Source organism: Bradyrhizobium sp. CCBAU 11430, from assembly GCF_028128855.1.
In the GTDB taxonomy this organism is placed as follows: domain Bacteria; phylum Pseudomonadota; class Alphaproteobacteria; order Rhizobiales; family Xanthobacteraceae; genus Bradyrhizobium; species Bradyrhizobium ottawaense.
In genome coordinates this window covers 288,127-314,553 of record NZ_LBJV01000007.1, presented here as the reverse complement: position 1 = coordinate 314,553, position 26,427 = coordinate 288,127, and the positions used below count along the sequence as shown (strand labels likewise).

Annotated in this window: 19 protein-coding genes and 1 pseudogene; 6 read left to right on the top strand and 14 right to left on the bottom strand. The window is 60.4% G+C overall.

The features are described 5' to 3' along the window. The coding region (locus XI04_RS06210) for a LuxR C-terminal-related transcriptional regulator (protein ID WP_271623540.1) at positions 1 to 2,710 on the bottom strand (2,710 nt) is incomplete at its 3' end. Positions 2,711 to 2,877: 167 nt separating this feature from the next. Between XI04_RS06210 and XI04_RS06205 the strand changes: the two genes are divergently transcribed. Together XI04_RS06205 and XI04_RS06200 are read left to right on the top strand one after the other, a co-directional pair. Next, positions 2,878 to 3,150 carry a nuclear transport factor 2 family protein gene (locus XI04_RS06205; RefSeq protein WP_271608290.1) on the top strand — a complete coding sequence of 91 codons (273 nt, stop codon included), beginning with the start codon at positions 2,878 to 2,880 and terminating at the stop codon, positions 3,148 to 3,150. A gap of 476 nt (positions 3,151 to 3,626) precedes the next feature. After that, on the top strand, positions 3,627 to 4,418 hold the full coding sequence (locus tag XI04_RS06200; RefSeq protein ID WP_212477115.1) for a Crp/Fnr family transcriptional regulator: 792 nt from the start codon (positions 3,627 to 3,629) through the stop codon (positions 4,416 to 4,418). 584 nt (positions 4,419 to 5,002) lie between these two features. On the opposite strand, the pseudogene XI04_RS06195 reads toward XI04_RS06200, so the two are convergent. Next, positions 5,003 to 5,287 (bottom strand): annotated as a pseudogene (locus tag XI04_RS06195) (hypothetical protein); the annotation flags it as partial. A 637-nt stretch (positions 5,288 to 5,924) separates the two neighbouring features. Then, entirely contained in the window at positions 5,925 to 6,614 is a 690-nt protein-coding gene (locus XI04_RS06185; protein ID WP_049801681.1) for a LuxR C-terminal-related transcriptional regulator, read from the bottom strand. Positions 6,615 to 7,573: 959 nt separating this feature from the next. On the opposite strand from XI04_RS06185, the gene XI04_RS06180 reads away from it, so the two are divergent. Further along, positions 7,574 to 7,918 (top strand): H-NS histone family protein, encoded by a 345-nt coding sequence (locus XI04_RS06180; RefSeq protein ID WP_095425754.1) that lies wholly within the window; start codon positions 7,574 to 7,576, stop codon positions 7,916 to 7,918. 38 nt (positions 7,919 to 7,956) lie between these two features. Here XI04_RS06180 and XI04_RS06175 read toward each other — a convergent pair whose 3' ends face one another. Continuing rightward, the gene (locus XI04_RS06175) at positions 7,957 to 8,178 is read right to left on the bottom strand and encodes a hypothetical protein (RefSeq protein WP_028145369.1); all 222 of its coding nucleotides are present in this window, start codon (positions 8,176 to 8,178) and stop codon (positions 7,957 to 7,959) included. 278 nt (positions 8,179 to 8,456) lie between these two features. On the opposite strand from XI04_RS06175, the gene XI04_RS06170 reads away from it, so the two are divergent. The 3 genes from XI04_RS06170 to XI04_RS06160 all read left to right on the top strand — a co-directional run bounded on the left by XI04_RS06170 (position 8,457) and on the right by XI04_RS06160 (position 11,399). Then, positions 8,457 to 9,296: a 2OG-Fe(II) oxygenase gene (locus XI04_RS06170; protein ID WP_050995595.1), complete on the top strand. Its 840-nt coding sequence runs from the start codon at positions 8,457 to 8,459 to the stop codon at positions 9,294 to 9,296. A gap of 136 nt (positions 9,297 to 9,432) precedes the next feature. After that, a complete protein-coding gene (locus tag XI04_RS06165; RefSeq protein ID WP_152103149.1) occupies positions 9,433 to 10,401 on the top strand; it encodes a hypothetical protein in 969 nt (322 codons plus the stop codon). After that, on the top strand, positions 10,398 to 11,399 hold the full coding sequence (locus XI04_RS06160) for a methionyl-tRNA formyltransferase (RefSeq protein ID WP_095425753.1): 1,002 nt from the start codon (positions 10,398 to 10,400) through the stop codon (positions 11,397 to 11,399). Before XI04_RS06165 ends, XI04_RS06160 begins: the two co-directional genes overlap by 4 nt. 48 nt (positions 11,400 to 11,447) lie before the next feature. On the opposite strand, the gene XI04_RS06155 is transcribed toward XI04_RS06160, so the two are convergent. The 10 genes from XI04_RS06155 to XI04_RS06110 all read right to left on the bottom strand — a co-directional run bounded on the left by XI04_RS06155 (position 11,448) and on the right by XI04_RS06110 (position 26,269). Beyond that, complete coding sequence (locus tag XI04_RS06155) at positions 11,448 to 12,062, bottom strand: transglutaminase-like cysteine peptidase (protein ID WP_038971035.1); 615 nt, start codon at positions 12,060 to 12,062, stop codon at positions 11,448 to 11,450. Between the two features lie 653 nt (positions 12,063 to 12,715). Continuing rightward, on the bottom strand, positions 12,716 to 14,032 hold the full coding sequence (locus XI04_RS06150; protein ID WP_038971036.1) for an HlyD family type I secretion periplasmic adaptor subunit: 1,317 nt from the start codon (positions 14,030 to 14,032) through the stop codon (positions 12,716 to 12,718). Further along, complete coding sequence (locus XI04_RS06145) at positions 14,029 to 15,732, bottom strand: type I secretion system permease/ATPase (RefSeq protein WP_370157309.1); 1,704 nt, start codon at positions 15,730 to 15,732, stop codon at positions 14,029 to 14,031. The genes XI04_RS06150 and XI04_RS06145 overlap by 4 nt, the downstream gene beginning before the upstream one ends. A gap of 324 nt (positions 15,733 to 16,056) precedes the next feature. Further along, the gene (locus tag XI04_RS06140) at positions 16,057 to 18,561 is read right to left on the bottom strand and encodes an Ig-like domain-containing protein (protein WP_271623539.1); all 2,505 of its coding nucleotides are present in this window, start codon (positions 18,559 to 18,561) and stop codon (positions 16,057 to 16,059) included. Positions 18,562 to 19,264: 703 nt separating this feature from the next. After that, the gene (locus tag XI04_RS06135) at positions 19,265 to 20,032 is read right to left on the bottom strand and encodes a methyltransferase domain-containing protein (protein ID WP_095426586.1); all 768 of its coding nucleotides are present in this window, start codon (positions 20,030 to 20,032) and stop codon (positions 19,265 to 19,267) included. After that, positions 20,019 to 21,314, bottom strand: coding sequence for an O-antigen ligase family protein (locus XI04_RS06130; protein WP_271608090.1), 1,296 nt, complete (start codon positions 21,312 to 21,314; stop codon positions 20,019 to 20,021). Before XI04_RS06130 ends, XI04_RS06135 begins: the two co-directional genes overlap by 14 nt. Before the next feature lie 79 nt (positions 21,315 to 21,393). Next, on the bottom strand, positions 21,394 to 22,206 hold the full coding sequence (locus XI04_RS06125; protein WP_271611378.1) for a right-handed parallel beta-helix repeat-containing protein: 813 nt from the start codon (positions 22,204 to 22,206) through the stop codon (positions 21,394 to 21,396). 175 nt (positions 22,207 to 22,381) lie between these two features. Next, positions 22,382 to 23,386 (bottom strand): glycosyltransferase family 2 protein, encoded by a 1,005-nt coding sequence (locus XI04_RS06120; protein WP_271608092.1) that lies wholly within the window; start codon positions 23,384 to 23,386, stop codon positions 22,382 to 22,384. An 83-nt stretch (positions 23,387 to 23,469) separates the two neighbouring features. After that, the gene (locus XI04_RS06115; protein ID WP_271608093.1) at positions 23,470 to 24,639 is read right to left on the bottom strand and encodes an acyltransferase family protein; all 1,170 of its coding nucleotides are present in this window, start codon (positions 24,637 to 24,639) and stop codon (positions 23,470 to 23,472) included. Between the two features lie 85 nt (positions 24,640 to 24,724). Then, positions 24,725 to 26,269 carry a class I SAM-dependent methyltransferase gene (locus XI04_RS06110; RefSeq protein WP_049824231.1) on the bottom strand — a complete coding sequence of 515 codons (1,545 nt, stop codon included), beginning with the start codon at positions 26,267 to 26,269 and terminating at the stop codon, positions 24,725 to 24,727. Positions 26,270 to 26,427: the final 158 nt, after the last annotated feature.

The window sequence follows — 26,427 nt, the reverse complement described above, 5'->3', positions numbered from 1 at the left end:
GGGGCTTCGAAGCGTGCTGGGAGTTACCGCCCGCGCTACCGGCCTTTGCGACGCCTGGCTCGCCGGGGGCGGCTGCTTCCGGTGGCTTTGCAGAGGTTGAGTGCCCCGAATTACCGTGTTCCACGCCATCGGCTTCTGCCGTCTTCGCAGCCCCTCGCGAAACCTCCGAAGCGGGGGGATGATGCTCGTTGTCATTGCCGACGCCATTCCCCCGTATGAAGCCAGCTTCAGTCGACTCCGGGGGCTTCGAAGCGTGCTGGGAGTTACCGCCCGCGCTACCGGCCTTTGCGACGCCTGGCTCACCGGGGTCGGCTGCTTCCGGTGGCTTTCCAGAGGTTGAGTGCCCCGAATTGCCGTGTTCCACACCATCGGCTTCTGCTGACTTCGCTGCCCCTCGCGAAGCCCCCGAAGCGGCGGGATGATTCTCGTTGTCATTGCCGACGCCATTCCCCTGCATGAAGCCGGCTTCAGTCGATTCCGCTGCCGCCTTTGCAGACCCTGGCTCCGAAGCGTGCCGTGAGTTATCGCCCGCTGCGCTGCTAGAGCCAGCCCCCCCATTGATCGGCTCATTCTTCGATGTGAGATTTTCAACTGCCGTGACCGTCGCGCTATGAGCAAGCGCGATCGGTGATACATGAGCCGACCCGCCGGACCCACCATCGCTCTCATCCGTTGTAGCCACCGAATCGCTAGTGAAGGTTCTGGACCTTGTCGCTCCCCCCGAGCCGGTCCGAGCCTGCCCGAATCCGAACGTCAAGCCGTTGTCGGTCAGAGTGCTCCAAACTGCCGCGCTCCCGAGCGCGCTCTCGCTCGTCCCGATAACTGTATGGGCACTATCCGCACTCAGAACAGCTTCGGTTGCGGTCGCCGATGTCAGCGCTTCGAGCTGATCCAGGGTGATCGCGACAGCCGCGCCTTCCGGCTGGCCGACGAAATCCGACTCCGCAATGGAGACAATCCCCTGCAGATGGATTTCCAGCAGGCCCCGGTCTCCGACATCGAGACTCCGATCGGTCGGATTCACGTACACGATCGTTTCGTTGGTTGCGGGATTGTAGATCCAGGCGAGGGTATGCGGCGGTATGGACTTGCTTGCTGCTGTCATATGGAGCCAGGCAAGCGCTCCGAAAGCCGCAAGATTGATCCGGCTCGATCCAGATGCGAAATCGAAGCCAGAGTGGGAAGAGGTCGAATTGGAATCGATCGGGGAGCGATAAACAACGTTTTCGCCAACGTCGCCGCCCATCCGTTGATCGCGGCCATCTCCGCCAATACCGGCATCGCGACCCGAGCCCGGTGAGCCATGGGGTTCTTGCAGGTTGTGGTCCGCAGCACCATGACTCATTTGGTTCGAAGCGCCTTCGCCCGCGACGCGTTCGTTGCCGGTGGTCACAAGCGCAGGCAGGCGCAAATCGTGCAAAGGGAAAGCCGGGGGAAAGCCGTCTACATCATTGGTATCGGCATCGGTTATCGAGGCCAGTTTTGTGGTCGCATTCTCGCCGGTGACCACCACGAAGCTGTCGATCGGCGCTTTGCCCGGGTCATGCGATTGCACGGCAAGATGGGGGTCGTTCAGTGCGTAGATCAACGCACCGGTTAGAGTGGCGAAGGTGCCATACCCGCCGTGAATCGACGTCGGAGTGGAAGCAAGCCGCGGGAATTGATGTTCAGAGGTCGGGTCTCCAACGATCTGTGTGTCGCTGGTGCCCCGCAGTAATGGCGTAGGAAGATTGGGCGTGCTCGATCCAACCGGGCCGTGGTCCTTCCACGTTTTCGAGCCTGCGGATTGCTCTGCCGGGCTCAGCGCTTCTATTGCCGCCGCCGGGTTCGTGACCAGGCTCGCCTTGGCAAAGAAGTCCCTCTGGGTTGACGTCTCGCCGGATTCCCAGACCACGAGGTGTCGGAGAATAGCTCTTTTCCAGGGCTCATATTCGGCATGCTCTCCCGCGCGACCGACGCTGTCGTCGTCCGGATCCACGTCGTTCGCTTCCGACGCCTTGAGTTCGTCCGCAATTGCGAACGCCAGAAACGCCAGCGTAAGCAGGCCGAAGCCAGACGGTCGCTGCAACAACGCGAGGGTAGCGAGCACAGTTCTGTTGGTAATTTCAAGCTTCTGAAATATGTTGTATAAGTGTACTTTAACTGTCCCTGGGGAAACGTTTAGCTGGCGCGCAATCTCTTTGTTTGACATTCCTTCTGAGACTAGTCGTACAATTTGAAGTTCCCGGTGCGTCAACAGCTCCAGCATCGTTTCCACTTTGCCGCCGCCGTCAGCTGCCTGGCCGGCTGGCAAGAGATCGGATTGCTCGCGCGACACGCTGCGCTCTGTCATCAGGCGCAGTAATCGCAGCATAGTGTCCGAGGAAGCATGCTTCGAGATTACGCTGGAGGCGCCAGCAGCAATAGCGGCGGCTAGATCGTGATCTGCTTCGGATTCGGTAAACAACACCAAGCGCGTGGAGAGATTCTCAGCTTTCGCAATCGCGAGAATCTCGGGGACCGTCAGATCTGGCAGGTTGTCAGCAACAAGCGTGACGTCGGGTGTCAGATTCCGAATTGCTTCGAGACACCTCGTCCCATCGCTGCACGATGCGACAACGTCGAAGTCCTGCTGTGCCCCGAGTACCGACTTCAGCCCCTGCAGAACGATCGGTTGTCGATCTACGATCAGAAGCCGGATCCGTCTCTGCTTCACAGATACGTCTAACATGGACTGTGCCTCGGCCCGGCCATCTATGTACTTCGGCATATGGCCGAGGCCAAGCGGGATTATTAAAATACAATTAATAGAATAGGGAAAGAGGCTTAGCTGGCTAAAAATGGCTTAAAATCGCAAGCTTTTAAGGCATTTAGGTGATAAATATATCATTTGACCCGATGGCCAGTGCGATTTACCGCGCGGGCGACATCGAGGCGATCGTGGAAATGTATGCCGAAGGTGCCGTGGTTCGCTGCGGCTGCGGGGGCATCAAGATTACCGGCAACGAGGCACTTCGTGCCGATCGGATTGATCGCCTCCGAGAATATCCGGCGGGCACGTTGGACGATCTCAATCCCTGGCACGAGGGGGTCATTATCTCGTACGTCACCAAGAGTACCGTCATGAGTTCGCTTTTCTCGTTTGACGTTGCCGGAGGATCAAGGAGCTAGACTGCAGTCTGCCACTAGACCCTGGCGCGATCCAAGCCCGCGTTGGGTCACGTGTTGGCCTTGCGGGGCAAGGCCGGCGTTCCCGCGGACGCGTCGTTGCGAGCCCGTTGCGTGCCACTCGTTAGCGAAAGCATGTCGAAGGACGATACGCCTCCAGCAGAGTGAGACTGCCAACTCGTCGATGTTAAGGAGGCTTCCCAGCTTACTGCACCGCCAATGCGGCGCGAGCGCGTGAAGGCGCTGGAGACTCGGCTTCAGCTTGAAGCGATGCCGCCCCAACTCGTCTTCAACACGGATACTAGCGGGCCATATACCTACGACGCGGCATGCGATTGTCGGACCACGCGTACTCGCCATTGATCATGGGAACCATGTCTGTGGTGGTCGGTTGGCTTGCTGTTGAGCTGGAACGCCGCAGAGCAGCTCGACACATCGGCATTAGTTCTAGTGCCGAGTATCCGTCGGGAGCCAATCCCATGATGGACCATGCGACTAGAATTGATAATCGTTTGTTAGCAGCGTTGCCGCCAGCGGATTTTGCTTTGCTCGCGCCTCATCTCCGGAAAGTCGCGATCGAGCGCAATTCCGTGCTCATCCGATCGGGCGATCGGATCGAACATCTTCTCTTCCCCCTCAGCGGCGCCATCGCCGCGATCACGGAGCTGCCGAACGGGCAAACAGTTGCCACGGCGATCATCGGGCGCGAGGGCGCCGTGGGTTTGACGTCAGCGTTTGGCGCATCCGCCGCGCCTGCGACCGCGGTCGCCCGCCTATCCGGGGCCGCGCTGCAGATCTCACCTGCGCAATTCCTGGCAGCCCAACATCGCAGCCCCGCAATCGCATCCATGGTGCAGGTCTTCACGATGTCGTTGTTGACGCAACTCCAGCACGTGGCGGCCTGCAATGCACTGCATTCCGTCGAAGCGCGCTTAGCGCGCTGGCTCCTTCACATCCATGATCGTGCGAATGAAGGTGACCTACTCCCGCTGACGCAAGAAACATTGTCGGAGTTGCTCGGCGTTCGCCGCACCACGGTCACGCATGTCGTGTGCACAATGCGCGCGTCAAGAGCGCTGAAATCCAGTCGGCGCGGCCAGCTCGAGATTGATCGGCCGCGGCTCGAAGCCGTGGCATGCGAGTGCTACAAGGTCATGAGCCGCAGAATCGATCGGATAGTCTCGCACGGCGCGGTCGGGCTCATCCCTGGGGCTCCAGCGCGCCCCCCCTCCCGCTCGCCCGGTAGCCGAATAGCCAAGACAGGCTCGTAGGCCGGTTCGCTTTCGCGAACCATCCGCACGCCCCCTTTCGGTCGTCCATTCGCTTTGGGACGCTCGTTACACCGCGATTTATTGCAACCGAGCGGCACGGGCATGGGCTTCGCCTGTGCGAAGCTGGAACGACCGCCCGCGGTCTGAGCTCGGGCATGGGGGACTGACCGCCTTGCGCAGCTTGCGCTGACGATTCTCTTCTCGACCTACCCGGTCTCTGAGCTTCTCGAGTTCTGCGAGCCGGGCGACAAGCGCTTCGAGACGCTCTCGAAGAAGGGCCGCAGGACTCTCCGCTCGAATGCGGGTATTCATGACACGCCTCCTGATCGAGCCTCCGGGGAGGCCGCTCGGCTGGCCAGATATGCCTTCGGCCTCGCGTTTGGCCTGTCGGAGCACAAGGCCCAGCCTGGCTTGGCCGCACGGCAGCCCATAGGTCTCCTTCATGGGCTGAGAAGATCTTACGGGCTGGATTGGGTTGCGCTGGAAATCCGAGTACTAGCTCCAGGGCAATCGGCCTTGCGCTTTTCCTCGTTCTCTTCGTCTGCGCAATCGACCCCACCATTTGCACTTGGAATTCCAGAGCCGCCGCCGGTTGCGAAGGGCCCTTTTGCATTGCCTCCGCCAGCACCGGCCCCGCCGCTACCGCCAGCCCCGCCGGATGCCCCTCCGGCATGAGAAGATCCGGCAGAGCGACCACCAGGTGTTCCCCCACCCCCTGATGATCCGCCGCTGGAACTCCCCGGCCCTGCCGCGGACGAGCGATCATTGTCAAAGAACGACTGCCCGCTGTCGCTTTGCTTCGCCCCGTGCAGGCCGCCCGAACGTGCAATGGCTTTTGAGGTCAGGGAGGTGGACAGAAGCAGCGTCATGGCGGGGGGCGTCACGGCTGCAAATCTTCCGCAGGTCTTCAAAAACGCCCGCCGGTCGTCATCTTCGTTGCCGTCCCGGGTCACGATGCGTCCTCCTCGATTTAAAACGACATTTACAGTATTATATATTAAATATAGATTTTCAACCAAGAATTTTCTTTGTCCGGTGAGAGGTTACTGAACGTGCGCGACCCGGACGGAAAGCCGGCGATTTCCCGTGTTACTCCCGGTTTTTTGCGGCGCACCGTCTCGGGGCATCAATTTGAGTTGCGCCGAGCATTTAATTTAGTTAACTTGAATTTAACTAACGGGCTCGGGCTCGGCTACAATGGATCATTGCGATGCCACTGCAATTCTATCGGTCCGTCCGGGACATGGAGATCTGGAGTGCGAGCAGCCACGGCTTCTCGTTCGTGATCAGTTTCGGAAGCCCGGGAGGTCCAGGCTTTCACGGCCGCTCCGGCTACCTGGCGAGTTGGCGTCCGCTCCACAATAACCAAGCCGCAATCAAGATTGGCGGCTCGCCCTTTCGAACGTTGGCCGAGGCCGAGGGGGCCTGCCTCAACATGATTGAGCATCTGGCACCGCGATAGGCCGCCCCTCGCGCATACTGCCGAAGACGCGCCAGACGTACCCCTCAGTTCGCGCTGGCTGGATCCTGACGCAACAGACCAAGGGAATCCGGCTCATCTGGCGCTGCATGCAGCTCGCTTCGCGAGATCGCCAATGCCGCGAGAACCGTACGATTGCTGATTTCCAGCTTCTGGAAGATATGATGAAGGTGGACCTTGATCGTACCGTCGGCGAGATTCAACCGACGCCCAATCTCCTTGTTCGATAGCCCCTCCGATACGAGCCGCATGATCTGCCGCTCCCGGTCAGTTAGCTGTGTCAAAGGCTTCACACTGGCCAGGGGGGCCTCGCTGACGTGCCCGTTGTTCGGCGAAGCCGCAGCTTGGCCCTGGGCAGCTTTCCGCAGGGTTGCGACCAGCATCTCCGCATCCGAATCCTTCGAGAGGACGATGCAGGCGCCGTTCAAGGCCGACCTTTGTAACTCACTGTCGGCCGTAATACCGGTGAAGAAGATAATCGGAGCACGTGGGCCGACGGCGTTCGCACGAGCGAGCATCTGCTGTCGACTGAAGTCGGGCAGTGCAGCATCGACAAGCGCTACGTCCGGCGCAAGAAATCGAATTGCCTCGATACAGCTCGCGCCATCGCTGCAGGAAGCAACGACGACAAAATCACGCTGCGTCGCAAGAACGCTCCTAATCCCTTGCAAGACGATCGGGTGTCGATCAGCGATGACAATTCTGATGCGGCGCATGCTTCCCTTGCCTGTTGCTAACAACCCCTCTTGCAGCCGTTTAATCCACCCTCCTTCTGAGACGCGGGAGTTATATCCAGTCAGCTCCGTCAATAACGTCGCAGGGTCCTAGTCTGAGACGGCACCTTGCGGCAACGCTCGATGGCTTACACTATCGTAACTCGCCCAGAGAATGCGTGCAGCACCGTAAGAATGCGGTGCTCAACGCAAAATTCGAAACCGCGGTTTTTTGCGAGGATAATGACATTCCATCCACAATTTTTGATGGCATCGGACTGAAAATTCACGCCAAGAATGTCATCGGCCCACTGATCGGGCGGGCGTGCCATGATGGTCAACATCCAATTAACTTAGTTAGAGCCGGATATTACCAACGATATATAGGGACATTCACGATTCAAATCTAACATTCGACGAAGTTTCACTGAAGCGAGGCCGTTCATGAAGCCTAGCTCCGGGAAGGAAGGAGGGAAAGTATTACTATTCATCAAAGCAACGGCTGGTAATCAAGGACAGAACAAGGCTGCGATTGATCGTAGCCCGTGTAGCACCGACGGAAGTCCCAGTTACCGCGCTTGAGGCCAGATTTCGTTAATTCAGCAATTTTTCAATTATTGGCACGGATTCGTCGTCGGCAATGAGTAGGTGGTCACATGTATTCTTCGGCAGTTTTGCGTCAAACACATAAGGCCCTCATCGTTCAATTCACAGAATTGCAGAACTTACGTAATCGCGTGTTGAAAGCAGAGGAGCGATTGCTCGCGCCCAAGCGACGGGCTCACGGACGGAGGGGGCTCAGGAGGCGACCGCCCGGTCGGAGATACAGTCTTAACCGCTAGCACCAATTACTGCGCTGCACACAAGCGCCGCCGCGCGCCCGGATCGCGCTTGCCCAACCCTGCCATGACCTGATAATGCCCCCTCCTGTTTCGGTTCGGAAGTAGCTGGGGACGGCTTCCATGGGGAAAAGTGACTGGGTCGACTTGACCACAGCCGAGCTGTGGGGGCTTTACGATGAGGTGACGACCGTTCTCAGTCGCAGGATGACCGCGGAAAAGGTCAAGCTTGAAGAGCGGCTGCGCAAGATTGAGGGGACCGCCGTTTCGTCCCCGAACGGGGAACGTCCGCGCCGCCCCTACCCGCCGGTGCTGCCGAAATACCAGAACCCGAAAGACCCGTCCGAAACCTGGTCCGGCCGCGGCAAACAGCCCCGCTGGCTGAAAGCGCAGCTGCGCGCCGGCAAGAAGCTGACCGATCTCCTGATCGACCGCTCGTCCGCACAAAGACGCCGCCGGACCGGCTGAGCCCAGCCGCACCGCGACGGCCCATTGGACCGCAGAATTTACCGATTGTCGTCCTGTTTCCCGTTGGGGGTGCCGTCACCGCCGCCATTGCCGAAGCCATTGTTGCCACGCACAATACGGCCGCCTGAACTGGCTATTGCGGCCGAGGTCAGGGAGGTGGAGAGCAACAGGGTCACTGTCGGAGGGGTAACAGCGGCGAATTTTCCGCAGGTCTTCAAGAACTCACGACGATCATCGCCTTCCGCGTCGAATTGGGTCATCGGCTCGTCCTGCTGTATTCCAGCCCAATCCTCAAGGTAGACCCAAAATCGTCGACCCTCAAATTAAATAAGTTAATCGCTGATTTGAATTCCGCGACTGGAGATCACGATTGCGTTGCCGGCGGTGCCCGGAGATTGAACTCTCCGGTGCAACAGAGCCCAACATTCAGCTCACGGTTTATTTTGACATTTAATCCAAAGCCAATTAATAATAACATTTAATTTGCAGGCGGACTTGGGGGCCCTGACTCCAAGCGCTGCAGCCGGAGTCTGCGGAATTGCATGTTGATTTCCAGCTTCACTCGTTGAGCGGCCTCCTTGCGCGAGCCAGCTCCCTGCGCGCCGAATACGCAGCTGCAAGACCTTGGCCGCACGTTGTCCTCAACGATGCCTTTCCCGAGAAGCTGTTGGACATGGTCGCGGCCGAATGCGCCGCCCTCCCGGAAGCCCGCCTGATTACCACGACTACCGATCGCCTGGTCAAGCAGGAGGTATCGGACGGACTGGGGCCGGCCACTCAGCATCTGCTGAGCCTAGTGGACAGTGCCGGCTTTCGAGCATTCATTTCGGCAGTCACCGGCGTTCGAGATCTTCATTCCGATCCGACGCACAAATTTGCGGGAGTTCATCGAACGCCCCCAGGAGGCTTCACGAAGATTCACCGCGATTTTGAGGTTCACCCGACGACCGGGCTGTTCCACCGGGTCAATCTGCTCATCTATCTCAATCGGGATTGGCCCGAAGCTTACGGCGGTAGCCTCGAATTGTGGCCTGCGGACATGTCGGCGCTCGGATGCCGCATCTTGCCCCGGTTCAACACCGTGATCCTCTGGGAGACGCACGGTGCCACTCTCCACGGCCTTCCGGATCCGGTCTCCTGTCCCCCCGGTCGAATGCGCCTTTCCGTCGCATCCTATTACTACACGACGACGCGCCGTATCGTCGCATCGGGCGAACGCCGCGTGCGGTATTGGGCAGCGCGACCCGGCGAAGATCCGGGGATCGAGCAAATGAGCTGGCAGGATCACGTGCGCGCGCTCCTACCCGATCCGCTCCACAACGTGCTCCGGGCGGCACGCGATTGGATATCCAGAGCGCACCGGTCGAGAACACCATGAAGCCGGCGTCTTCCAGCGGCAACAGCGGGACCCATCAATGACCGCGACCGGAACCTCAGTCGCGCAATTGCGATCTGATGCGGATAAGAGAGCGCTTCGCAGGCCAGGCTTTTCACCTGTTCGACTGCGAATGCTGATGAAACGCGCCCTCGCTGAAACGGGACTGGACATGTCGGGAATGACTGTGCTGACCGAAGCCGCGACTGGCGCTTATGCCGTCACCCCAGTCTTGGCTGCAATGGCCGGAGCCAAGCAGGTCTACGCATTCACGAAACCTGGCCGCCATGGGACTGTGACAGATGCCAAACGAGAGACGTTCGAGATCGCAGCCACCCTAGACGTCGCTGACCGCATCGAGATTCTGGAAAAGATCAGCCCCGAGGTGCTTCACAGCGTCGACATCGTGACCAACAGTGGCCACCTCCGTCCGCTTACAGCTGCGCTGATCGACCAGCTGCGCGGCGACGCCGTGATTGCCTTGATGTTCGAGGCCTGGGAGTTTCGTCGCGAGGACTTGGATATCGAAGCGTGCGCGCGACGCAAAATCCGGGTGGTCGGCGTCAACGAGCGACACCCCGCCATCGACGTCTTCTCATTCCTTGGCCCGCTCGCCGTGAAGCAGTTGCACGATTGCGGGCTGGCAGTTCTCGGTAACAAAATCGCCCTGCTCTGCGACAACGACTTCCTTGCCCCCCTGCACACCGGGCTGACGAACCTGGGGGCGAACGTCGAGACGTTCGACAGTGTTGCGGCAGTCCATCCTGGCGCATGGGAGGCCTTCGTGGTCGCGTTGCAGCCAACGGACTCGCCGCGCATCGGCCGGGCGGAGGCTGCGCATCTGGCCGCATGCGCGCCCGACGGCGCCGTTGTGGTGCAGTTCTGGGGCGACGTCGATCGAGCCGTGCTAGCCGCCAATGGTCTTGCGGTCTGGCCCCCACAATCGGTCGGACAGGGCCATATGGGCATTCTGCTGTCGGAGATCGGCCCCGAGCCGATCATACGATTGCAGACCGGCGGCTTGCGCGCGGCCGAGTGGGTCCGCCGGGGCGGTGCCGTCACAGAGGACGGTTTCGCCCAGCTTGTACCATGGCCGGAGGTGACATGACGGAGCAGCCGCAGCCCGATGTCGTACTCCTCGCGGACGGACCGACGGGCTTCGCAGCGCTTCGCTCGTTGGCTGCGCACTGCCGCGTGGTCCAGATATTCCGGAGACCGGACCAGCCCGACGCGAGCGCGTTGAAGGCATTTGCCAACAACCGCGGCATCCCGGTCGCGGCAATGCAGGACCTGAACCAGCTTCAGAAAATGATCGCAGAGCTGCGCCCGGCGGCCGTTGTGATCTCTTCGTTCGATCGGATCATCCCGCCGCAGATTCTCGCATTGTGTCGCTTCGTCAACGTGCACTATTCGCTTCTGCCGCATTATCGCGGCCGCGCCAACGTCAATTGGGCAATCATCAACGGCGAGACGACCGCCGGGATCAGCATTCACCTCGTCATCCCGGAACTTGATGGCGGCAATCTGCTGTTTCAGCAGGCCATTCCGATCGGCGCGAACGACACGGTCACCTCGCTCTACGAGCGCCTCAACGCGATTCAGGAACGTGAGCTCGGCGGGGTCGTCGTACGAGCGATCACCGGCTACCAAGGCACTTCTCAAGATACCGACAATGCCTCCTATGGCTGCGCCCGTGTTCCGGAAGATGGAGAGATCGACTGGTGCCAGCCTACCGACACCATCGATCGGCTGATCCGCGGCCTGACACCGCCATTTCCAGGTGCCTTCAGCCACCTTGACGGGCAGCGGCTCATCATCACCAACGCGTCGCCGCGGCTTGATGCTCCCTGCTATATTGGCCGCGTACCAGGCCGGATCGTGGGACGGTCACCTTCCGAGGGCTGGGTGGATGTGCTGACAGGCGACGGCGTCCTGCGCATGTTCAGCGTCCTTCCTCCCAACTCCGAGCGACCATGTGCTGCCGCTTCTGCCATCGGATCGACGCGCGCCACCCTGGGGCTGTCGCGCCTCGATCTTCTTCGCCGGATCGTCGCGCTTGAAGACAGGCTCGCTACGCTCGAGCGGCTCAAATGCGCTCACGAGTAAACGCAAACGCTCTGGCCAAGGAAGGCTCAGGGCTTTCGCGCCAGTGCCTCATACCCCCTCTCGTCCAATCGTGACCCACAGCCCGTCACGGCCCGGGCTTTGCACGCGAACCCAGCGATAGGGCGTCCGCGACCAGGGCTTAACCTGTGGCGTGAGATTGTCGAGGACGAGATCGCCGCTCCTGGTACGCATGAGGAGCACCAGATGATGTTCACCGGAACTGACGACGACTTCGCTCAATAGCAGGACACGCGCCGGCCAGCCGCGCCGAAGCAACTCGTGGCGCTTGCTCACCGCGTAATCGTTGCAATCGCCACGCGCGGGATTAATGGTCCACGCCTCGCCCGCAAGGCCGAGCTCGTTGCGGGCGGGCTCAATCGCCAGATTGACCGCGCGATTGACCTCCCGCAACTCCGCCCATCGCTTCTCGGTCAACCGGATCGGCCCGCCGCGGAAGAAGCGCCGCGGGCGGCATTCGGCCTGATAGCGCAGGCAAAACGCGGTGTAAGTGAGGGGGGGAAGGGCCGGACGCCCCAGCTCGATGCGCGCAGGGTCCGCTTGGGGGGCCCTCGGCACGGCCGGCAATGCCGCACCCGCCCATTGAACGCCCCCGATGATGATAACGATGGCTGTCGCGATGATCGAGCCTGAGGTTCGTTGCACCTGCCGCTCTCCTGCAAATGCCAAATCGACGCGGGCCGCAGCACGACCCAGCCGAACGCTGCAGGCCGCAATCCGTTGTTATTTAAATTATATATTATAATTTAATTTGCAAGATTAAATAGAATTAATATCTGCATTTAAACCGCGGCGGACACGACCAGGGCCGGCGACGCTTTGCAAGCGAGGAACTCGGATGGATCGAGAAGCCCCGATCAGACAGGCCCTTTTCATCCGGGCCACGCGAAGTGCAATCACAGGCGACAGGCGTGGCCGCCCCAGAGCGAGACGGACGGCTTCGGACCGAACATTATTTTATTGATTTAATTGGTCGCCATGCTCAAATCGCAAGAACAGCCCTCGCAGGCCGGACCGATTTCATATGCCAATTGAGCTGCTCGTCATTGTGGGAGCCGAAGCTTCAATACTCGGCTTCGTCGTCGCGATGGCCCTGCGCGCCAAGCGGATGGACGTGCTGAGCGGGCGATCGCTTGAACAACCCGTGATCTCAGCGCGGCACGACAGGCACGCGCCCCCGCCGATCGGTCGGCGAGCGCGCGATCTACTGCGGGGGTGGGCGCAGCGACGCTGACGCCCATGTGTAGGGCGCCAGCCCGCGTGCGTTCGCCAAGCGCTGCCCACGGCTTGCACCGAGCTCAGCGCTCCTTGAATGCACGCTCCGCCTGATCGTGCAGCGGCTTGAGCAGATAGGACAGCGCGGTCCGACCAGCCGTCTTGATGAAGACCTCCACCGGCATTCCTGGCAGCAGCTTGGCGGAGCCGAGCTTCGCCAGCTCCTCGGGCTTCAGCAGGATACGGCCCGTGTAATAACTCGTGCCGGCGCGCTGATCCTGCGTGATATCTGCCGAGACCATGCTGACCTCGCCGTCGATTTCGGGCGTGGTCTTCTGGTTGAACGCTGCAAAGCGCATCGTCGCGGTCTGCCCCACATAAACCTGGTCGATATCCTTCGGTGGGATCTTGACCTCGACCGCAAGCGAGTCCGCATCAGGAACGATCAGCATGATTTGCTCGCCGGGAGAGATCACGCCTCCGACCGTGTGGACGCTGAGTTCATGGACGCGGCCGGACTGTGGCGCCCTGATATCGATCCGATGCAATTGATCGACCGCCGCAGTCTTGCGCTCGCCCAGTTCGGAGAGTTTTGAGCGCGTTTCGATCAGGTCCTTGCCGACTTCCGTCCGCAGGTCCTGGTCGATCTGAATGCTCTGGAGGCCGATTTCGGAGATCTTGCCTTTCGATTGCGCAATCATGCCGGCCAACTGGCTGCGCTCGCCTTCGATGCGTGCGGAGTCGCGCTCGAGGGAATTGAGCCGCGTGATCGGCACCAGATTCTTTTGCCAGAGGCTACGCACGCCCTCCAGTTCCTGGCGGATAAATTCAACTTCCTTCTGCTTGGCCTCGGTCTGCCCCGTATAGCCCTTGATCTCGTTCTCCAGCTGCGCGCTTTTTTCCTGCAACTGCGCTTTTTGGCCGCTCCTTGCCTGACGGCGGAGGTCGAACAGCTTCCGCTCCGCAGCGATTGCACGGCTCGCCTCAGAATTGTTCTCCTTGGCTCGGTCGAGCAGCACCTTGGGAAACACGACCTGCTCGGCACCATCGCGCTCGGCCTCGAGCCGGGACTGGCGCGCGAGCAGCTCATCGATGCTGTTCGTGACGATCGTCGCATTGGCGAGCGTCTGAGTCTCGTCGAGGCGGATCAAAACGTCGCCTGCATTGACCCGATCGCCCTGGCGCACGCGCAACTCACCCACGATCCCACCCGTGGAGTGCTGAACCTTCTTGACGCTCGAATCCACGACGACGACACCCTGGGCGATCACCGCGCCCGACAATTGGCTCGTTGTCGCCCAACCGCCGATTCCAAAAGTCACCAGACCCAACATGATCATACCGACGATCATGTAACGCTGGATGGATTGCATCGCCGGCGCTACCAGCTGGCCGTTCATCGGTTGCCTCCTTGAGCTTCCGCGACCACCTTGAGCGGCACGGGATTTCGCAAGACCTTCTTGAGGACCTCCTCCCTCTTGCCGAAGGACTGAACCCTGCCTTCCCCGAGGCACAAGACATGATCGACGGCTTCAAGCGCCTTCGGACGATGGGCGATCACGACGGCGATCCCGCCGCGACGGCGCACGTTCAGGATCGCCTCGGTCAGCGCCTCCTCGCCCTCGGCGTCGAGATTGGAGGAGGGTTCATCCAGCACCACGAGGAATGGTTTGCCGTAGAAGGCGCGGGCGAGCCCGATGCGCTGCCGCTGCCCCGCCGACAGTGCCACCCCCCCCTCGCCGATCTTCGTGCCGTAGCCCTCCGGGAACGAGAGGATGAGATCGTGCGCGCCCGCGGCATGCGCGGCCTCCAGAACAGCGGCGGCGGTCGCCTGCGGATCGAACCGCGCGATGTTCATCGCAACGCTGCCGTCGAACAATTCCACGTCCTGAGGCATGTACCCGATGTGCTTGCCGAGGGCGTCAGAAGACCAGTGGTCGAGTGCGGCGTTGTCCAGCCGTATCCGGCCTCGAATGCCCGGCCATACCCCAACCAGCGCACGTGCCAGCGTCGATTTGCCGGATCCGCTCGGCCCAATGATTCCAACCGCCTGCCCGCGCCGCAATTGGAACGACACGTCATTGACGGTAGGCCGCTCCGAGTTCGGAGCGCCGATAAAGAGATTCTCGACCGAGAGAGCGTCAACAGGAGGAGGCAATGCCAGCCGTTCTTCCTCGCTGGGGAGAAGCTTCAGCAAAGCATTAAGCCGTTGTCCCGACTGCCGCGCAGCGACGAACCCTTTCCAGTTCGCAATGGCCAGTTCGACGGGCGCCAACGCCCGCGCGCTGAGGATCGATCCGGCGATGATGATGCCCGCCGTCGATTCCTGGTTGATGACAAGGACTGCGCCAACGGCAAGAACCAGCGACTGCAGGATTGCCCTGAAGATCTTGGAGGCGCCCCCGAGGCTGTTGGCTACATCGCTGGCCCGCTCATGAGCCGCGAGGTACTTCGCGTTGACATCGCGCCACCGCAACGCCGCCTGCTGCCGCATGCCCATGGCCTGCAGAACCTCTGCATTTCGTCGACCCTCGAGCGCGAGTGCCGTTCGCGAGACCGCGAGGCGCGAGGACGCCTTTGCCGGCCCGCGCGTCCTGGTTTCCGTGAGCATGGTAATGCCGATCAACACCAACGCGCCGGCCAGCGCAGTGACGCCAATCCAGAAGTGAAAGAGGAAGCAAACGCCGAGATAGATCGGCATCCAGGGTAGATCGAAGAGCGCCGTCGGCCCGCCGCTCGAAAGAAAGCTGCGGACCTGATCAAGATCCCGCACCGGCTGCAAGCCGTCGCCATCGGCCCGGGTCTTCAAGGGCAAGCGGACAAGCGCGTCGAAAATGCGAATGCCGAGCCGTTCATCAAAGTACCGGCCGACCCGCGCGCTGATCCTGCTTCTGACGAAGTCGAGCCCACCCTGAAACAGGTAGAGGACCGCGGCCAGGACCAGCAAGGCAATCAGCGTCGGTATGCTGCGCCCGGGCAGCACCCGATCATAGACTTGCAGCATGAAGAATGAGCCGGTGAGCATGAGGAGATTGCTCATCCCGCTAAAGGCCGCGAGCGCCCAGAATATCCGGCCGCACGACCGCAGAAATGCCGACATCTCTGAGTGCGGCTCTTCGTAGTCCTCCGCCGACCGGAAACGGCCGACGAATATCCGTTGCCGAAGGGCTTCAACCACGCGCCTTGCCCAGCCGACGAGCCGCGATGTCGGCGCTTCGGCCTCGTCCGCCAGCCGACGCCCGGCCGACCATAGGCCTGACAAATGCATAATGGGGATTCGATAAAGATTCGCAGGCGGGGGAAACACCCCCCGCCGTCCAACGTCAGTCATGACACCTGCCCTTTAATGATGCCTTTGTCGGGGGATCCCCAAGCGATCCCCCGAGGCAGTTGTGAGTATCAGCTTGTGCGGCTGACCCGTCTCCTACGCGAAGTGGAAGTCGTGGCTGTTCAGCTTGTCGAGCTGCGTGTTCTTCAGCGTGAGGGTGTCGCTCCCCGTCGCGATCACGACGTCGTGGCCTGACTGGGCCGCGTGGGAGAGAACGCTCGCAAAGCTGTCGAACACGCTCTTGCTGAACTCGATCGTGTCGTGAGCAGGTCCGCGGGCCGCGAAGTCCTTGATGACGTCCTGGCCGAAGTTGGACGCAAACTGGAACGTATCCGCACCCGCCTTGCCCACCATGACGTCGTTGCCGGTGGTGCCGGTCAGCGTATCGCTGCGGCCCGAGCCGATGATAGCCTCGCCCGAGCTGGTGCCGACCACGTGGCCCGTGGTGTCGACCTGCTCGGCGGTAAAGGCGTGGCTCTTGCCCGACAGGTCGGAGGTCTGGAAGCTCCACTTGCCGTCGGCTCCCGTGGTCACCGAACCGACCGAGGTCGTGCCGTCCGACAGCTTGATCTCGCTGTTGGGATCGGCCGTGCCCTTGATCGTTGCCGTGTGATCCCAGTGCTGGCGCACATTGGTGACTTCGACGGTCGCAGCGTCCTTGGTGCCGCCATGACCAATCGGCGGATCGATCGGCTGCGACAAGGCGCTGGTGTTGCCGGCGGCATCGGTTGCCGTCGCGGTGAAGGTGTGGGACCCGTGCTTGAGATTCGGGGTCGTCACGCTCCAGTCGCCATCACTCGCGACGGTCGCGGTGCCAAGCAGGGTCGTGCCCTCATAGAGCTTGATCGAGCTCCCCGCTTCCGCCGTACCGGATACCGTTGCGCGGTTATGCGTGGTGGGATCGCTCAACAGGATCGGAGCATCGGGGGCAGCGCTATCCACCGTGACATCCAGCGCAGCCGATGCCTTGCTGGTGGCGCCGGAGACCGTGTCGGTCGCGGTGAAGCTGTGCTTGCCGTCAGGCAGTGCGACGGTGGTGTAGTGCCATGCTCCGTTCGCATCCGCCGTGACGGTGCCGAGCTGGGTCGTGCCGTCGAGCACCTTGACCGTGCTGTTGGCAACCGCAGTCCCCGCCAGGGTCACCGTTTTGTCGCTCGTGATGTGATCACCGGCGGTGCCGGTATCGTTGGAGAACGAGGCGATCTTTGGCGCGGCCGGCGCAGTGGTGCCGGTGCCTGATGTGCCCGTGCCGGTGGTACCCGTACCCGAGGTACCCGAACCGGACGTGCCCGAACCGGTGGAGCCCGTCGTCGTTCCAGAACCGACGACCGCATCCACAGCAGCCGACGCAGCACTGACGTTGCCGGCAACGTCGGTCGCCTTTGCCGTCAGGGCGTGCGAACCGGCCGACAGTGCGGACGTCGTGACGCTCCACGCACCGCTCGCGTTGGTCGTCGCGGTGCCGACCTGGGTCGTTCCGTCGAACACCTTGATCGCGCTGTTCACTTCAGCGGTCCCCGACATCACGACCTGATTGGCAGTGTTGACGGTGTCACTCGCGATCGCCGGTGCAGCTGGCGCCTTGGTATCGACGGTGACCGCCACCGCAGTCGATGCCACGCTGGTTTGCCCCGACGAGTTGGTCGCGGTCGCCGTCAGCGTATGCTTCGCATCGGTCAAGACCTTGGTGATGTAGTCCCAGCTTCCGGTCGAAGTCGCGGTCGCCGTGCCGATCTGCGTCGAACCGTCATAGACTTTCACGGTGCTGCCAGCCGCGGCGGTACCGTGCAGGGTGATCTGACTGGCGTCAGTGATGCCATCGCCAGTCTTGCCCGTATCGGGTGACCAGGATGCGATGCTCGGCGCTGCCGGGACTTCGGGCGTTGCGGGGGGCATCGTCGGTGAGGTCGTCGTCGTACCGCTGTTTGCCGACGTATTGAGCGCCGACGCCAGCGCCGCGCCGTCAGTGTAGTTGCCCGAGAACACCGAGTTATTCCCGCGGATCAACGCGTCACCATACTGCGCGCCGCCAATGTGATTGTTGGTGAACGACACGCCGGTAATCGAAGCGGTGCCCAGGTTGGAATCCGCGTATACGGTGTAGGCGCCACCAGTCAGCAGGTTATTGGTGACGGTGACATTCGAGACCGGCCCGAAGTCGTTGTCGATCATGACCGCGGAGGTCCATCCCCACTGATTGATGATCGAATTGCCGGTGATCTGAATGTTGGAGAGGCCACCGTCGATCTGGATGCCGTCATAGTGAGGCGATCCGCCCGCTTGGAGATCGTGGATGTAGTTGCCCTGGATGACGGAGTTGCTGCCGGGAACGATGCCGTTCTCCACGTTGTAGATGTTGTTCCCGATGAACGTGCCGCTTCCCATGATGCCCTGATTGCCAGTGCCATCCGGCGCACGGCCGGTACCATCGATGGTGCAATTCTGGACCACCGCGCCCGTAGCTCCGGAATCAATGGTCACCCCAGCCCAACCGCCGGACGTGATCTTGCAGTTCTCAAGCGTCACATTGTCCGCCTTGATGTAGACGCTGCCGGTGATGTTGAGTCCGGAGACCACCGCTCCCGCCTGCGTGATGACCACATCTCCAGAAGGAGTCAGCGTTACCCCCGCCGGCACCCCGGTGTTCGTCGCGTCAGGCCATGCATTCGTTGTCGTTGCCAAAACAGTTTCTCCGTCTTCTCTGTATTATCCCCGTTAACTGACACCAGTGCTTATTGCGAGTTTGCGTCCTCGATTTAATTGGTGATCGAGATACGCCAGGTGCCGTGCTTGTGCGGCGTTAATGGTCGTCTGCAGACGGCCTTTTTTTGACAAGACCACGGCTCCGCCAAGGTCATTTCGCCACAAGCGCCGCCAAATTCCTGTTTCCGGAAATACAGCGCGGAAATCTACGTTACGGAAATTAAAAGCGATTTCGTTTTAGCCGCGATCAAACGACCGCAAAACATGCGCGCGCCACACTTCACAGAAAAATTCTTTCGTGCTGGCTCGTTGCAACGGGTCGAGCGACTCCGAGATCGGCCCCGTTCAACGTCGACGCACATTTAATAAACCATCGAATGTATAAATAGCCAACGACGCGCATTATTAAATACGACGCGCGAATGTCCTCTGCAGCAGACAGCGGCAAGACATCAGCTCGAATTTTGCCGTGCTGCTCCGTTGGCTGAGATGCGCGCCTACCGGCGAAGCCAGAGGCGATGCAGGATGACTTCGTAAATGGGCTTAGGTGACAAAGCGGTGCGGCCCGATTTCGCCGGGCAACGTCAAAGCACTGCCTGGCCTAAGTCTTCCGGCACAAAAATACTTTTTCGCCGCGGATCAGACCATATTGCGCAACTTGAGGCTCGACCGCCGTATACTCGTCGACGACGAAGCCCGCTCGTTCGAGCCGGCGTCGGAAATCACGACCGAAGAAGCGGACGTGATCATGCTGGTTGAAATACAGTATCCGATCTTCTTCTGTTTTCTGCCTCGATCGATCCTCGAACGTTTCTTGCCATCCCTCAATGAGAGGGATCATCGCGATCAGCGTCCCGCCCTTACGCAAGATCCGAAAGAGTTCGGGGATGGCCAAGCGATCGTTGACGTGCTCGAGGATATGGCAGCAGATGATCCGATCGAACCTGTCACTTTCGAGGTCAATCTTTTCGATATTGATGTCGAAATCAGCGCCCTTCCCTCCGAACTCGCAGGTGACGTAACTTCGCGGCTTTCTCGCCTTGATATACTCCGTGAGCCCCTTTTCGGGCGCGAAGTGGAGGATATCCTTGCCCTTAAACAGGCCTTGCTCGGCGTCGCAAAGCACCAACAGACGGTGTCGCTCGTGCGACAGACAATTCGGACAGAGCGAGTCGAAGTTGATTCCCAATGCGAGCGGATTTGCGTACGCGAAAAATCTGCCTCGATACTCACATACCGGACAGGTCCTCTCAAATCGTCCGAACAGGAAACGGATCGTCCGAAGCCCGCTGCGTAATGACCAGACATAAGGTCGCAAACGTCCCTTGATGCCGCCAATCGGCGATGATGCCACGTCAAAATCGCTCATCTTGCGCTCCCAACATCTGCCATTCCCTAAGCGAAGCACGCACACCGATGCAAACGCCCCAAAACGTCCACATGTAGTTCCAGAAATGCACCGTCAAACCCGTGAACAGGAACACCATGCAAGCGATCGTAAACCCCGTCTGAATCCCGCTTGGGCGGCGCCCGGGCACAGGCAATACCGCCGAGAGATTCAAAACGATCAGCAGGATGGTGACCGGTACGCCGTAATGAAGGCTCGTGACCAGCCACACGCTGTCGACTGTGCGATCGAGTAGATAATAGCCGAACGTCACGAATCCGGCTCCCGTCAGAGGCGACTGCCACACCTGCGCCGAGACGGCGTCCCAGATCATGAGGCGATAGAATCCCGTTTGAGGCTCGAGTGTCGCGTGGGACAGCAGCCAGCTGAGAGGGTTATTCGTCACAGCGGTGACGGCCAGCAGGAACATGCCCGCTCCCGTCCAAAGCAGAGGCCATCGCCACGGGCAGCGGCGCAACAACCGCTCGTAGGCGTAGCTTGACATTACGACGACCATCCCCAAGACAGCGGCCGAAGATAACGACAGCAATCCGCCGAATAGGCACAGACACGCCCACGACAGACGCTTGATGGCACTTGTCGCCGAGAACAGCACGATGGCCGCAGTCAGCGAACAGAATACGCCATAGAGAATAGGATGATCGAACGTCGATATTGCGCGTCGCAGACCTGCTCGTACTCCATCTGCGCTCGACGTGCCGTCGTCCACGAACGCCTCAGGCTGCGGCATGAGTGTGGCCATGATCTCGCGGACGATCCAATGCCCCGTCAACACGTCCACTAGCGCAACGCATATCGCAATCGCCGTGAATGCCTTGATGAGACGAATGAACTGCTGGACCGCCGACGGCTCCAGAACGAAGGCTCGCGCAACAAAGTATGCTCCGACAAAGTCGAGAGCCTCTGCAACAGCGGAAAACGCCGATTGAGGTCCGGCGGCGTAACCAGCCGCCGCCACCATGGCGAGCGCAAGCGTCCCCGCGAGCCCGTCCGACAGCAGGAGCCGACGGCTCGGCTGCAATAGCCGCGCAACCGCCGGCAGCAGCAGGACCAGAAGGCATATCCTGGTCGGCGTTAGCTTTGCCCCGGCGATCAGCACCTGGAGCCCCGACGGCAATACGATGCCCATCAGAAGGAGCGGGACGGCCAGACTGCCCCGTTGGGGAATGGTCGAATGGAATCCGGCCGCCGTCGCGCGGATACGCGGCTGCCCCGCGAGGAGAGCATAGCCAGGATAGCTCATGAGGCTGTCTCCCTGGACAGGCCGGACCAAGCCATTAGATCCGACAAGCGCTTGAGTTGGTGCGGAGCACGCCGGCGCTTCATCTGATGGCCTCCTGCGCCGCGACGCTGCCAAAGTCCAGATTGCGCACCAGGCGCCAGCCGTCGGTCGCATTTCTGAGATAGGTGGGCCGGTTTCGCCGAAACAGGGTCGGCCCATACTGCCCCGAGCCGATGTGATTGTCGGTGATCGAAACACCCGAGATCGGATTGTCGTTGAACTTCGCGTCCGAGTAGACCGTATAGCTGCCGCCAGCGAGAAGATTGCCTTCGATGACGATGTTGGAGACCGGGCCAAACTCGTTGTCGATCATGATAGCGCCGGCAGCGCCGTGAGAATTGATGATCGTGTTTTGCCGGATGACCGTGTCCGAGATGCCGCCATCGATCTGGATACCATCGTAATGTGGCGCCCCGCCGGCATTGAGATCGTGAATAAAATTGTGTTCGATCAGATTGTCCCTGCCGGTCAGGACGATGCCGTTTTCGACGTTCGAGATGTTGTTGCGCTGGAACGTACCCTGTCCCATGATTCCCTGGTTGCCATTGCCATCGGGACCAGCACCCTGGCCGTCGATCGTGCAATCCCTGACGACAACTCCTGTCCGATGCGGATCGATCTTGATAACGGCCCAAGCGCTAGCCGAGATGCGGGACATCTCGATGGTCACGTTATCCGCGTTGACGACGACGCCGCCCTGAATGTCCAGTCCTGAAATCGTCGTGCCGGAAACGGCAATCGTGAGGGGACCGGACGGCTTCAGCACGAGATCACGAGGCGGCCCCGTGTTGCTTGCGTCCGGCCATTGGGAGGTGAATGCCAGCTTGGATGCGCCGTTCGGCTCGGCTGCCACAGCCGCCGGAATCTGGAGCGCTGCGACCGCAACCGCGACACGGGCGACCTCGAGCACAATCCCGCCCCAGCGCATATGGCCAAGCGCGAGCCCCCTGGCTCCTCGCCATCTCCGTCGCTGTCCTTCTAGGCTATCTGATCTCATCGCTCTTCTCGCCGGAAACAACCCGACGCTCTCATGCCGGCTCGCCCCTCGGTGCCTCGTAACCGCCAACCCACTCTCGCCGACGCCTCCAGACGGCTTCCCAATAAACAGCGTTCTTTTGCCATTCCGCATTCCGCGCCAGGGCGGCTGCCATGCCGTAACCGTACCGGCGTGTAAGCGGCACGATCAGGTGCAAAGCCTGCCCGATCGTCCGTGCCGGCCAGCCGAAATGCCGATTGATCAGGGTGATTCTCCCCTTGAAAACCTTCACCCTCTTGTCGACAGGCACGACGTCGGATGCCCCGCCATAGTGGACGATGGTCGCTTCAGGCGTGACCGCGGGCCGCGCACCGAGCGACCGCGCGCGATGACAGAGGTCTGCTTCTTCTCCGTACATGAAGAATGTGGGGTCGAACCCGCCGAGCCTCTCCCACACCAGCCGGTCGATCAGCAGAAAGCAACCTGTAACGATGTCGACGTGCCGCGCGGTATCTCGGTCCCATCCGCCATAGGCCTCGGAATTGAAAATCGGACTGCGACGACCGAAATAGGTGAACCCCAGCGCGAAGCAGAACAAATTCCACAAACTGATTCTTCGAAAGCACGAGGTGCGATTGAGACTGCCGTCCGGAAACAGGGTGCGTCCGCCCCAGACGTGAAATGACGGATTGGCCTCGGCGAACTCAAAAAGAACATCGATCGCGCAGTCGAGAATAATGGTGTCTGGATTGAGCAGAAGCAATCGTCGGCCGCGCGCCTGTTTTGCAGCCAGATTGTTGGCGCGTGCAAAGCCGATGTTGTCGTTTAGGGCAATCAGCCTGATGTCAGGGAATTGACGGGCAATTGCGGCAGCTGACTGGTCGGACGAATTATTGTCGACGACGATGACCTCATACCTCGTACCCATTGTCTCAGCGGCGATCGACGCCAGACAGTCGAGCGTCATGTCGCGGGTATTGTAGCTTACGACAATGATGGAGAGGTCCAGCTGCCGATCCGAGTGCGGACCTTCGTCATCATGGTACGCGCTGCTCATAGCGACTCTGCTCCTTTCAAAGAAACTGCGGCCCGCTCGTCGCGCTATCACCCTCGAACCTGAGCTCAGGTGCGGGTTTGGTCTCACTCCGCCGCACCGGCCTCGATTGTTCCTGTCAGATTGTTGCCGGGCTCATCACGGCGCACCGCGGCCTCAGTCCCAACGCCTCGTCGGCTGCCTAGCCCTGCAATGTGCGACGACAGCCAACGCGAAACCCACACCTTTTGCTTCAGCGCCGGCGCTTCGACAAATCGCCAGGAGGCATACGCCAGAACGAGAGTCACGGATGCCGACAGCAAGGCCAACGGCCAGCCGGCTGCGAGATCGAACAGCGTCAGGAGCGCCAATATGACCGGTGAATGGATCAGGTATACGCCGTAGGACAGATCGTGCTTGAGTGGCACGCGACTGGCGACCTCGGAGAGCCCGAGACAGATCACGACGTAGGGTATACACAGCGGCATCGCCACCGCGCCCAACCCGCTCGCAAGACCGATCAGCGCGCCTCCCACGGCGACCGCGGCCCCGATTCCGGAGAACGGGATACTTTCACGGTAGAGGTAGAGGGTCGTGCCGGCGATGAAGTAGACGAAGAGACCGATGAAATCCAAGAGCCGCTGCGGACAGGCCGCGTGCAGGGATGGCGAAAGCGCCAGCCCAACATAGATGAAGTATACCAGGGCGAAAGTGATCATCGTCAGCGCCCGTCGGCGGAGAAAGCCCGCCACGCTCATCGCCGCCAGCACCGCATAGGACCAGACCTCGATATTGAGCGTCCATAGCGGTCCGTTGACCTGCACTTCGTGTCCATGCCGCACCACGCCGGGCAGGTAGTGGGACATCAGGGTAACGGCGTTCTTCAGATACAGGTAAAGCTCGGCGCTGCCGAAATAGTCGGCTAGCGAATAGGTCGTCAGGGCTGGACCCAGCACGAACATCGACGCGATGACCACGACGAAGAGTGCGGGCAGGATACGCAACGACCTGTTTACGGCGAACCGGACGAGATCGCCAGATCGGGCCAGGCCAGGCGCCAGCAGGAAGCCGCTGACGCAGAAGAAAATAACGACTGCAAACAGGCCGAACTGGATGAACCCGCCGCTGAACCGGTAGAGGACGTCGTTTGTTCCCCACCAAGCATGGTGAGCAACCACCGTGAGTGCGGCCACAAGTCGTATCTGATCAAAACCGGGGCCTCTGGCCGAAAGGACGGCAAGCCGATCGCCGATCGTCGTTGCCCTAAGTGAAATCATCGATTTCTCACGCGAAATGATCTTTCTGCCGCTTCATGATTATATAACATTTAATATAGAACCGCAATTAAATGAGGCACCCATTTTAACCGGACCGGACCTCGCCGGCCGGGCGAGTTGACTGAGACGAGGCCGTGAATTCGGTGACCCCGTCAGTGCCTGGCCTTCCGCCGGAGACGGTCACGATGATCGAAGCCGCAAGCCCGAGCGAGACAAACCTCGGCGCGAACTCGCCCAGCCGGGAGGTCATGCCAAACAATCCATCACCACGATCCGCCGGAACTCCGAACATCGCTTCGATTCGCAGGCCTGAATCGACGCACCAACTCGCCAGCTTGCGCCCCGAAGCGAAATGAGCACCCACTGCCTCGTAGCCGCTGGAGCGCCCGGACCGGAGACTCGCCCCGAGATAAGACCGAATGCCCCTTGGGGACATCGTGTTGGGCATCTGGATCACTGCGAGCGATTGCTCGTGCATGAACGATCGCAGCCTCAGAAGCAGCTTTTGCGGATCCGGAGCGAGGTGCAACAGATTGAGACATAAAACGCAGTCGTAGGTGTCGCGATTGGAGTCGATACTGTCCAGATCGGCGTAGATCATCTCGATCCCGTCCCCGGCGGGGCCGGCTGCGATCACTGGATCGAGCGGAATCGCGGTGACGTGCAGTCCTCGCGCCTGCAGCCGCTTTTCCGTCTTGCCAGACCCACAACCGATCGAAAGTACGCTGCGCGCCGATGCCGGCACGAGCGCGATCGTCGCCTCGGATTCAGGTTCATAATAGTCCTTGGAAAAGCTAGCGCGGCGAAGGCGCGTTTCCGTCGGGAGCAACGAGTAGGGCGAGCGGCGGCCGTCCGCGATTTGCAGCAAAATTGCCTTCTGCCTGCCAATTTCTTCTTCCCCGATCCCCATCCGGCCGACGTACCGGTTGGTGAGGTGATGAACGGTGAAATCCTCCAGGTGTGAGATTGGCACCAGTTTCCGCAAACCACATTGGGTGTATGGATCCGTCGCGGCCGTACAGGCCAGATCGTACTTTCCCTGATGCGGAGCTACATCGAAGCCGCCCGAATGTAGGACGTTGCCTAGCTGCTCCCGGGTAAGGACAAAGCAGGCGGCGTGCTCGTTGGTAAAATGCGCGAGAATATAGTCGCCGCGCCGCCTGACCGATGAGGAATCCCAGTGAAAGTGCGCGTGAATATCAGGATAGTTACGCTGGCCGTCTTCGCCGAATTCAACCCGCAGAAACCCGGCAACTTCTTCTGGAGATAGAAACGACGTTGCATCCAGCCAGGCGCGGATGTTCCTCTCGGTGATCAGAATGTCGTCTTCCGAGTAAATGAACAGATCGTACTGGTCACGACGTTCCGCAAACAGCTTCTTGTGCGCGAACGGCAGGGACCACGGGTTTCTGTCGGGTAGGCCAACAATGCATTCCACCCCCGTTCTCGCGCGCTTGTCGATGTTCGACAGCACGACGATATCAACGACGAGGGACATCGACCGGTATTCCCGGATGACCCGCTCGAGATAGCGGTCATTCGAGGTTCCATGGCTTGCAATCGCGACCAGTAGGCGAGGCAGGTGACGGCCGTCTTGGCGCGCCACGTGCCGTGCTGCATGCTCGTTCATCGGATTGGGGTCCCGGTGAGGGTCAAAAGCGGGTCTCGCGTTTAAATTCACGCAGATTATATAACCAAATCCGGACCGGTCGACATTTATTATGATTTAAATTTAGATTATATCGCGATATGGTTCTCAGCAATGTCAGGTTGGTCTCTTAGCGCTTT